Raw genomic sequence first — 11,150 nt, 5'->3', positions numbered from 1 at the left:
TGTTCAGAGCTGGGAAGGAGATCCACTCTACTCTATCAATAATCCCACCATCATACTGGTTATAGAAGTAATCGTGGGCAACAGCTGGTATAGCGCCCATATCGGGGGGAGTATTGTCTGGGTCCCAAGTGGTATTTGGGTCTCCGGTGTCTATGCAGGGGCTGAAGTAATTAGAGTTCCATGTGAGGGAATAATTGTCATTATTAGGATCAACAAAGTACGGATCTTCTGAAATATTCCCACCTTCATCTATACACCAATTTGGAACTCCATCACCTATACAACTATATGCTATATAAATCTCAGTCAATATACCCGGTTCATATTCTGATAAGTTGAAATCGTTTCCATATATAATTGAATTTGAGATATGTGCATAAGTATTTGAATATGCTAATATTCCTGTATGATTTACAGAAATAGTATTATTACAAATATTTGGTTCACTATGAAAAATTATTTGAATACCTACATTATTACCGTAAATAACATTATTAAATATTTCAGGAGTATCAAACCAATTACACGAAATTCCATATTGCAAATTATTATATATTATATTATTCATTATTAAAGGAGAACTTTCAGAAGAACATTCAATACCTTTTACATTATCATGAATAATGTTATTAAATACTCCAGGTGCTTTTGGATCAGACACTGATGAAATTTGTATGCCAAGATCATTATTATATATTGAATTTTTGTAAATGTATGGACATTTAAATTGAACTCGTATTCCAATTTCCGTATTCTGTATAATATTGTGTTCAATTGATGGGATTGATACCCAACTGAGTATTCCAGTTTGTGGTTCTGGACCAAGAATTGTAAAACCTATAATTGTTGACATTGTATTTTGTAACTCTATGATACTATATGGTGAACTTCCATCACCTTTAATAACAGTTTGTGAAATATATGATGGATCCTGGGTTGTATAATATAAACTACCTACAACAATATCTTTTCCATCAATAACTATCGTTTCATGATAAATTCCTTGGTAAACTAATACTATATCGTTATCTTGAGATGCATCTATTCCCTCCTGGATCGTTAGATAGTGCCCTCCTCCATTACAGTCAACGATTATTGTGTCTGCATAGATACTTCCAAAATATATTAATAATATTATTATCGTAAGTAAATATTTTTTCACTTTTAACCCCCATTAAATTTTTTTATTTACCCTTATCCAATTTTTCATCTCAAAAGGTTTTTGTGAGAAGTATTCCTCTCTATTTCAACCGTACAACCAACCAGAAATGCCTCTCTACCCAGGGAAGAATCAAAAGAGAGAGGCAAATCTCCGAATGAATTTATTCTTCCCAATGTAAAAAATATCATAAGTAAAGAGTAATTTAACCGAATGTATATCTAAGATATTCAGTAAATTATAATTTCTGGGGGGGGTGTCCAAAAATGTAAAATTAAAAAAGTGAAAATAGGCATAGAATAGGTATATTGCAATATTTGCAAATTATCAATCAGTATGATTTCTCTATTTCCCATTTTCTTTTTTCCCTCATAATTATAAATACAAATTAATAAAGATGAAAATAATCTTGTCAAATAAAATTATCTTTTCATGAATATTTCTTTAATAATAGTATTGTAACAATTTGTAGAAATGAACCTTAATGGCTGAAGCCGTCATAAATAGCCATAACGCTTCGCTGTCAAATGGTCAAACCACTTACTCTCATAATAACATTTAACGAGATGAAGGCTCTTATGACCATTTTTGACTATTTATGACGATTCGCCAGTTGGCGAATCATATGACCACATTTGACATCTTTGCCCATTCTATCTTACCAAATATTCTTATTCATAAATTCCCAGTTTTCCCCTAAAATTCTTGGTGTGACTTCAAATGACCTGACAAATGGATATAAAGTCCTAAAATGACAGAACACCTTTTCCTTATCCTCAGAAACATTATATTGATAAAATCCAATAATATTTACTCTTTTATCCCATACAGAAATCCATCTATTTTTTGTTGAAATAAATTTTTTTATATTTTGGGAGATTTGTTTATTTATTAATTCTCTGGCAATATTTCTGTATCTTGCATTATCTATTTTTATTCCGAAAACCTTTCTAAATTCTTCAAAATGGTTTTCTTTTCTTTTTAATCTATCATCATGAAATTCTACAAATAAAAACGAGTCTTTCCTCTCTCTTTTAACTTTAATATAATTATAAACAAAGTATGTTCGTGTATCTTCATTGACAAAGCCGAATTTACTTTTTTTACTTTTATCAATTGGTCCAATTAGTGCTTTTGCCTTTTTAATAAAATTTTCAGGATTAAACATTTATTTCTACCCTACATATGTAAATAAAAAAACCTTGTTAATATATATATCATTCTTCTATTGCTTCTACATTAGCGCGTGGGATAATAATTTCTTTACCGTCCTTCATTTTAGCTTTAAGAATTCTTACTTTAGTTTCACTTTGAACAATAGCCAAATCTTCAGGTAAGGCACTTACGGTACATATTTTCCCAAAGTTAGGTTCACGAATAATACGGATTGGGCTTCCTATTTTAAGCCCTGTAGCTTCTTCTTCTTTCACTTTTAATTCTTCTTCCTTGAATGGGATTGGGATAATAATTTCTGGACGCATTACACCGGCACGAATCTGGGTTTTCCCATGCATAGAGGCTTTATATCCTTCAAAATCTTTTAATAAATTAAAGGTATTATCTGCCATATCAATTGGACCAAATCCCTCTGTTAGAACAATGGTTATCCCCTTATCTTCATGCCCGGTGATAGCAACACCGATATCAAAACCCAGTAATTCCTTTAGATCCTTATCGTCAATTCCTGCCACAATGATACCTTTGGCTTTGACATCTATTGCTTTTTTTATAACGGGAAGGGTAACTATTGAACCGCCTACAATAATCTTATCTTGAAAAGATTCATCAATAAAATCAGAAGTCAAGATACCATCTGGACTTTTTACAGCCATCTTAATTTCGCCCGTAATCTCTCCACCAATTCCAAAAATACCCTGAACATAGGCAGATTTATTTTCAATTTCTACACCTTCATTCTCATAGACCTTACTAACAATACCATCCATAAATGCTTTAATTTCTATTGGAATAGGAGGTTCTCGCAATAAAACCTGTCCTGTAATAGAAGATATGTTCTCCACTGTTCCTTTTACAGGCGAGGTTACATTACTATGAAAAAGTCCAAAGAGCATTTTACTGGAAGCAATAATTTCTCCTTTTTCAATCTTATCTCCGGCTTGTTTTACCATTTTCTGAGGAACATCCCCTGGAGGGATGCCTAATTTATTGGCTACATTTATTGGAACAACTTCGCCTGGCAAATCTGTTCGTGCTACAATATCATCAGCACTAACTTTATCTCCTTTTTTTACTACAACTTCACCTTTAAGTGGCAGTATTCTATCTTTTTTTAAGATAATATGTCTACTAATTGTCAATCCTGGTGTATACGCTTGTGCCATTTCTCCTCCTAATCCAACTTATTCTTTGGATAGACTTCTAATGCTTCCATCCATTTTTTTAATGCTTTAATTCTTTCTGAATTTTCTGAGGGTAAATGAATTCGCATTGTTTCCTTGTTAAGGCTTTCATCATAATGTATTTCTCTACCTCGTGTATCAATAATGATTCCAACAACCCCTCCGGAGAGTTTGGTATTGACCTCCGTATTTCTACCAGCACCTAAATCCAGTCCAGATAGAGGTTTCAATTTTGCTTTTGCATTTTGTCCTACACCAAGTTTAAGTAAAACCATTTCTCCAAACTTAATATCTTCTTCATATACCCTATCTGGCAATTCAATTTTAGCATGCAATGCAATCTTACCTTCTTTATATTTACCTTTTGGTGCAACACATGTTCCTAAGTGAATCAAACAGTCTTTGTTAAAAACTTCAGTAGCTGCCTTTTCACTTATTGTTGAAAGCACACCTAATTGTGGCATCATAAAGATGCTATCAACAGCGAGTTTAGTTATACCTTCTGGCAGAAATCCGTCAATAAGCATCATAGCTGCTTGATTTCTACGAGGAGCATGAGACAGGACTCCTCCACTTCCAACAAGAATATCAAGAGACCCCATATCCACAATAGTTTGTCCTGAGACGGTTTGAGCAAATGCATCAGCGATTTCACTCTCTTTCTGAGTCCCTTTTAATGTAACTGCAAATTCTTTATGCTGTTCAAAAGCGAGTCGTAAAGCTTCTTTTGCAATTGCCTGTTCTAAGATAAGTTCTTTCATAAGAAAAGGTATTGTGGTTGGACGAATCATTTTATTTTTTATCATATTTCTCAGCTGATACTCTGGAATTTCAAAAGGAACCCAACGCATAATATTATCTATTCCTGTAGAAGCGAGCACATTTGAGATGCTATAACTCAATCCAAGATTAGCACTAACAGTTCTGTTAAATATCTGCTCATCAGTAAATACAGAGAAAATGTCTGTGGTAGCGCCTCCAATATCCACACCGACGACTTCAATATTTTCTAATTTAGCGATTGTCTTCATAATATTACCTACAGCACCTGGAGTAGGCATAATAGGAACCTGTTCCATCTTCTTCATACCTGTATCAGCAATTGTCCATGTCATTAGTTTTTTATAACCCGGGGCTTGAGCCATAACATGTTCCATAAATAAGTCGTGGATTTTATCTCTTGCAGGTCCTAGATTTTCTCGCTCAAGGACAGGACGAATATTATCAGTTATAATTAGATCTGTTTTGTGTGAGAGGTTTTCCTTAACAAAATCCCGAGCTTCTACATTTCCAGCAAAAATAATTGGTAGTTTGTAGCCTGAGCCTAATCTGGGTTTCGGGTCTGCTGCTGAGATAATTTCTGCAAGCTCTGCAACATGTTTTGTTGTTCCCCCATCAATACCACCGGAAAGTAGTATCATATCTGGTCGTAAATGACGAATTCTTTCAATTCTCTGATGTGGAAGTCTCTTATCATTGCTTGCCAGAACATCCATCACAATAGCACCAGCTCCTAATGCAGCTCTTTCTGCACTTTCACCGGTCATACTCTTTACAACCCCAGCAACCATCATCTGCAATCCACCACCAGCACTGCTGGTAGATACATAGGCATCCACACCAAGATTATCTTTTTGAGGGACAACTATCTTTCCATTTCGTAATATTTTTCTATTTTTATCACCTTTCAAATGGACTAAATCCTCTACTTCTTCAACTGCATTCAGCACTCCTTTAGTAACATCATCAAATGGTGCTTCAACAGTTGTTGGTGCTTCTCCTCTAACAATGAGTCTATACACACCATCTATTTTCTCAATTAAAATGGCTTTGGTTGTAGTGCTTCCACAATCTGTTGCAAGAATTGAACGCAACTCAGTTGCCATATTTCCTCCAAACTATTTTAAATTTTTTAAAGCTTTTTTTTTCTTTTTTAATCCTTTAAGTTCTCTCTTTTCTTCTTTCCATTTTTTATGAAATTCTACATCATAATTATCAATTCGGTCTAATAAATAAGCTATATTTTCTTCATTTTCTAATGCACAAGCAAATTTTTGATATTCATTGGGTTTGAAAATCAATTCAGCAAAAGGACTAATCATGTATAATAATTGGCTTCCAATAAAATGTAAAGGTCTCAAGGATTCAATGAACATTATAGAAGCAGAACCCAATCGTCTTTCTGCTAAAAATTTTGCTACCCTATCCATTAGTTCTTGCGACTCTTCTTTTGATATTTCAACTATCATTATGCCCTGGCAATAGATGCAACATACACTTGATTTGCATAATATTCTTTTAATAGTAATACTATTGACTTCATTGTAGAACCTGTTGTTATAACATCGTCAACTATTAAGAAATTCTTATCTTTTACATCTCTATGAGATTTTATTTTGAAGGCATCTCTAACATTAACTTCTCGCTCCTTTTTGGTTAGCATGGTCTGAGTTTTTGTGTATTTTGCTCTTTTTATAATATGATTACCTAATTTGATATTTAACTTATCAGATAAAATCTTCGCGATAATATCGGATTGATTAAAACCTCTTTCTCTTTTTTTTACTTTATGAAGAGGAACAGGAATAATATAGTCAACTTTAGATATAAAATCATAATTTGATAATTTATTTGCCAAAAATTCTCCTAAAAAGATGCCAATTTTTTTGAACTCATTATATTTTAAATTATGAATTAAACTCTGAATTACTTCATTAAATTTAAATACAGAAACAACTCCATCAAACTGAAATTCAGTTCTACAATTCTGGCATATACCATTTTCAGCAGGATTTTTCCTGCAAAGTAAACACTTGTTTGTTTCTAATATTGCTAAATTATTAATACATTTTTCGCAGATTATATCATTCTTAGTCAATTTTTTTCTACAAACTAAACAAATATTTGGGAAAAATAGGCTAACAATAAGATTGATAATATTCATAATTTTGAATATATAATTTGTTAAGATTTTCTATTCTGGTTTCATTCCTTACCAAATACTTTTTTAAAAATGTAATCAACGTTTTTAAGAAATTTATTTATATCCAATATTTTTCCCAGTTTACCTGGAGCAATGATTTCTTTCAATTTTTGATTTGATAGCAGAGCATCTTTAAATGGCTCTTTTGAGTTCCAGCATTTCAGAGCAGAGGCTTGCACAATCTCATACGCATCTTCTCTTGAAATTCCCCTTTTGACAAGTTCCAACAGGACTGATTGAGAATATATAAGTCCATTTGTCAAATTGATATTCTCTTTCATTTTCTCCGGGAAAACAACCGAATTTTCAATTAGGGATTTAGTTTTTATTAACATATAATGAATTAGAATAGTAGAATCAGGTATAATAATCCTTTCGGCAGAAGAATGACTAATATCGCGTTCATGCCATAAGGCATTATTTTCTAAGGAGGTCATAGCATTACTTCGCAAAACTCGTGCCATACCACAAAGCCTTTCACTGAGAATAGGATTTTTCTTATGAGGCATCGCGGAGGAGCCCTTCTGTCCTTTGACAAATCCTTCTTCAACCTCGTGAATTTCTGTCCTCTGTAAACCTCGTATCTCTGTGGCAATCTTTTCAATTGTGCTGCCAATGATAGACAAAGTAGTAATAAACTCTGCGTATCTATCTCTTTGAATAATCTGATTAGAGATATTTACGGGCTTTAATCCAATCTTTTTACAGACATACTCCTCTACAAAGGGACTAATATAAGCATAATTCCCGACTGCCCCGGATATCTGTCCAACTGAAATATTATCAATTGCGGATTTCATCCTAATTATATTTCTTCTCATCTCATCATACCAGAGGGCAATCTTCAAACCGAATGTGGTTGGTTCTGCGTGAATACCATGAGTACGGCCAATGCAGAGTGTATCTTTATATTCAAAAGCCTTTTCCTTAAGAATTTCAGAAAGGTTTTTCAATTTATTTAGTATTAAAAGTCCTGCTTCACGCATCAAGCAGGAATTGGCAGTATCAATAATATCTGATGAAGTTAATCCTAAATGAATATAACGCGAAGAAGGTCCAACATATTTTGCTACATCTGTAAGAAAAGCAATCACATCATGATTAACTTTCCTTTCAATTTTATTAATTTCTTTTAAATCAAATCGTGCTTTTGATTTTATGTTTTTAAGGTCTTTATCAGGAACTATGCCAAGTTTGTTCATTGCTTCCACAACATATATTTCTATTTTCAACCATTTTTTGAACTTATTTTCTGAAGTCCATATATCCTTCATTTCAGGTAACGAATATCTTTCTATCATAGTTGGTTCCTTTCTAACACAAAGGCACAGAGCTCTATATTATTTATCAAAACCATAATTATTTGTGTTCTTTATTATCTCTACATCTTCTGGTATATTTAATTTAAAAATTTCATTTCTAAGTTCAGGAAAGCTCCAATTATCAATGGTCAGATTTGCTAATTCCTTTTCATTTTGAAATATATTCAAACTATATGGCAAATTATTTCGGTAATTATTCAAAATAATTTCACTCTTTTCATATTTTATCAATATCAAGTTGAATTTTTTGTCAAACACTAATTTTACATCAGAGAGTGAAAAAATAAATTTAGTATTTATCTTTTCAATATTCTTGGACTTTCTAATTATTTTTTGAAGGTCCAAATTAAGATTAACTTTATTATTCTGTCTAAAAACATAAAGAATTTTTTTTGCAGGTAGGAAAATATGAAGTGAATCATCAAATAAAATTTGAGCCTGAGTACAAGGTGAAAGCCCTAATAAACCAGAATTAAAAATATCTATTCTAAATTTTTTATTCTTTTTCCTGAGCAAAAAATTACTTTTTAATTCAAAATTTTTGAGTGAGATATTAATGATGCCAGAAGCTTTGCAATTTCTCAAATAGGAAAGATTTGTAACTATTTTTTCTTTTATTTTCTCATCAGTTAGTTCTTTCTGTTTAATCAGAAGGCTGCAGGAACATATTAAAAATATTAAAAAAACTGAAACTATTTTTTTCATACTTTATTTTTGTTATGTATCAAATAGGGATTTTTTCTAATTGAGATAAATCCAATAATTGCAGCTATAATCATCAACAAGCTTAAAATTTGTCCCATTGTTAGAAAACTAATTATAAACCCAAGTTGTGGGTCTGGCTGGCGTACAAACTCAACTAAAAACCTAAAAAGTCCATAAAGGAAGATAAAACTCCAGAAAATGAAGCCGTTTCTTAATTTCTTTCTAATAAGAAATAAGAGAATGACAAATAATAAAACACCTTCTAAAAAAAGTTCATATAATTGTGAAGGATGGCGTGCAAAATCTTCTCCCGGATAAATCATACCCCAGGGCAGATTAGTTGGACGACCATAAAGTTCGCCATTAATGAAATTTCCAAATCGTCCCAATGCCAATCCAATTGGGGCAACAACTACTGTTGGGTCAGCTAATTTATAGAAATTGTATTTATGTTTTTTGCAGAAAAGATAGCCAAAAAATATTGAGCAAATCATCCCGCCATGAAATGACATCCCACCATGCCATACAGCAATGATTTCGAGTGGATTCCTGATGCATTCTTTTAAATTGTAAAATAAAACATAACCAAACCGTCCGCCAATAATGACTCCTAACATTATATAGAAAAAAAGATTTTCATAATCAGATTTTATAATTTTCACATTTCTTTCTTTATAAAACTTTTTCAATAAGAAATATCCAATAACAAATGAGATAATATACATCAGTGCATACCATTGAATTGTGAACGGACCTATCTTTACAATGGTTGGATTAAAATTTGGAAATTTTATCATCTTATTTTACATCTAATATTATACCGCAATTAAACCCCCTACTTGTTGGGACTAATAATGAAAAATAATCAAGAAAAGAATTTTGATGTTCTTAACCTACTGTGTCTAATACGGGTTATTCCTATGCTATTATAACTTAATTCTTTTTCCAATAATTCAGTCATATCAATATGTTGCCTTTCTTCGCGATTATTAGCGATTGGTTACATTTTTCCAGCATTTGAATTAAAAAGTAACATCTTACTATTGAAAAATACTACTATAGATTCATCTATAGATTATGATGATAAGATTATTTACAAAAAATATACAACAAATTTGTAGTCAAGAAATGTGTAAAAGTAAATATCTTTTTATATTGTTTTCAATTACTTGACATATAATAAAGACGATTTAATTTTATAAAAAACTGATTATAGGAATAGAACCCTGTTCTCCGAAAGGTGAAAATGATTGAAGTATATAAAGCAATTGATAATAAGTTAACAAAAATTGGGGTTGAAAAAATTGCAGAAAAGGATTCTTGGATATATATAGTATCGCCTACTTCTGAAGAAATTGAAAATATCACAAAAAAATTTAATGTCCCAAAGGATTTTTTAGAAGATCCCTTAGATTACAATGAAAGTCCTCGTATAGAAATAGAAGATGGTGTAACATTAATTATTATTCAAACTCCATATTATGATGAAGACGATGAATATATAAAATTTAAAACACTTCCCCTAGGTATCATATTTACAAAAGAATGTTTAATAACTGTATCCTCCAAAAAAGATGATGTGCTCCAAAATTTCATAAGAGGTAGAGTAAAAAAATTCTCAACATCCAAGAGGAATAGATTAACCCTTCAAATATTATCAAAAACCTCAACAGTCTATCTAAACTATCTTAAGAGAATTAGCAAAATTACCAATGATATTGAGTATAGATTAGAAAAATCTATGAAGAACGACGAGTTGATGGATTTTCTTGATCTACAAAAAAGTTTAGTATATTTTACTACTTCTTTACGTGCCAACGAAGCAGTGATGGAAAAATTATACCGCATTGGGCTTTTAACAAAATTTGAGGAAGATAAAGATTACCTGGAAGATATGATGGTTGATAACAAACAGGCATTGGAAATGACCAATATACATTCTAATATTCTCAGAAGCACAATGGATGCTTTTGCTTCTATGATATCTAATAACTTGAATGCAGTGATGAAATTCTTGACTTCTGTTACAATTATTCTAATGATTCCAACATTAATTGCAAGCATTTATGGAATGAATATAAAACTCCCTTTTGCCAGATCTTCCCATGCTTTTGCAATAACAATTGGTGCATCAATCGTTTTCTCTTTAATAGGCGTGTTTATATTTATAAAGAGGAAATGGTTCTAATGTAGTCATATGATTCGCCAATTGGCGAATCGTCATAAATAGTCAAAAATGGTCATAAGAGCCTTCAGCTCGTCAAATGTTATTATGACAGAGTTAAGTTGTTTGACCATTATGACAGCGTAGCGTTATGACTATTTATGACGGCTTTAGCCATTAAAGTTCATTTCTACAAATTATTGCAACACTATTATTAAAGAAATATTCCTGAAAAGATAATTTTATTTGACAAAGTTATTTTCATTTTTATTAAATTGTATTTATAATTATGAGGGCAAAAAGAAAATGGGAAAGAGAAGAATTATACTGATTGATAACTTGCAAATATTGCAATATACTTATTCTATGCCTATTTTCACATCTTTAATTTTACATTTTTCATTTTGCATTTTTGGTTTGGGGGGGGGGGGGGGGGGGGGGGGGGGGGGGGGGGGGG

The 11,150-nt window shown here is 31.8% G+C and carries 11 protein-coding genes; 2 read left to right on the top strand and 9 right to left on the bottom strand.

Features of this window, described 5'->3' with window-relative positions:
• From U9R23_06135 to lgt, 9 genes are all read right to left on the bottom strand, one after another.
• Positions 1-1,162 (bottom strand): right-handed parallel beta-helix repeat-containing protein (locus U9R23_06135; protein MEA3475995.1); only part of this gene is annotated, 1,162 nt, incomplete at its 3' end.
• A gap of 655 nt (positions 1,163-1,817) precedes the next feature.
• Complete coding sequence (locus tag U9R23_06130) at positions 1,818-2,327, bottom strand: hypothetical protein (GenBank protein ID MEA3475994.1); 510 nt, start codon at positions 2,325-2,327, stop codon at positions 1,818-1,820.
• A 49-nt stretch (positions 2,328-2,376) separates the two neighbouring features.
• Complete coding sequence (locus U9R23_06125; GenBank protein MEA3475993.1) at positions 2,377-3,501, bottom strand: hypothetical protein; 1,125 nt, start codon at positions 3,499-3,501, stop codon at positions 2,377-2,379.
• Positions 3,502-3,509: 8 nt separating this feature from the next.
• Complete coding sequence (locus U9R23_06120; GenBank protein MEA3475992.1) at positions 3,510-5,405, bottom strand: glutamate mutase L; 1,896 nt, start codon at positions 5,403-5,405, stop codon at positions 3,510-3,512.
• A gap of 12 nt (positions 5,406-5,417) precedes the next feature.
• Positions 5,418-5,768, bottom strand: a complete 351-nt coding sequence (locus tag U9R23_06115; GenBank protein ID MEA3475991.1) for a hypothetical protein — start codon at positions 5,766-5,768, stop codon at positions 5,418-5,420.
• Complete coding sequence (locus U9R23_06110; protein MEA3475990.1) at positions 5,768-6,463, bottom strand: ComF family protein; 696 nt, start codon at positions 6,461-6,463, stop codon at positions 5,768-5,770. The genes U9R23_06115 and U9R23_06110 overlap by 1 nt, the downstream gene beginning before the upstream one ends.
• 41 nt (positions 6,464-6,504) lie before the next feature.
• Entirely contained in the window at positions 6,505-7,803 is a 1,299-nt protein-coding gene (gene purB, locus U9R23_06105) for an adenylosuccinate lyase (protein MEA3475989.1), read from the bottom strand.
• Positions 7,804-7,842: 39 nt separating this feature from the next.
• Positions 7,843-8,529 (bottom strand): hypothetical protein, encoded by a 687-nt coding sequence (locus U9R23_06100; GenBank protein MEA3475988.1) that lies wholly within the window; start codon positions 8,527-8,529, stop codon positions 7,843-7,845.
• Positions 8,526-9,326: a prolipoprotein diacylglyceryl transferase gene (gene lgt / locus U9R23_06095; protein MEA3475987.1), complete on the bottom strand. Its 801-nt coding sequence runs from the start codon at positions 9,324-9,326 to the stop codon at positions 8,526-8,528. The genes U9R23_06100 and lgt overlap by 4 nt, the downstream gene beginning before the upstream one ends.
• A gap of 449 nt (positions 9,327-9,775) precedes the next feature.
• Here lgt and U9R23_06090 point away from each other — a divergent pair, with 449 nt between their 5' ends.
• Together U9R23_06090 and U9R23_06085 are read left to right on the top strand one after the other, a co-directional pair.
• Positions 9,776-10,717: a magnesium transporter CorA family protein gene (locus U9R23_06090; GenBank protein ID MEA3475986.1), complete on the top strand. Its 942-nt coding sequence runs from the start codon at positions 9,776-9,778 to the stop codon at positions 10,715-10,717.
• A 222-nt stretch (positions 10,718-10,939) separates the two neighbouring features.
• A partial coding sequence (locus U9R23_06085) for a hypothetical protein (GenBank protein MEA3475985.1) occupies positions 10,940-11,150 on the top strand: 211 nt, incomplete at its 3' end.

The sequence above is a fragment of the Candidatus Cloacimonadota bacterium genome, from assembly GCA_034722995.1.
Taxonomy (GTDB): Bacteria; Cloacimonadota; Cloacimonadia; order JGIOTU-2; family JGIOTU-2; genus JAGMCF01.
The sequence above is the reverse complement of the archived record's forward strand: the minus strand, read 5'-3'. Positions and strand labels throughout refer to the sequence as shown.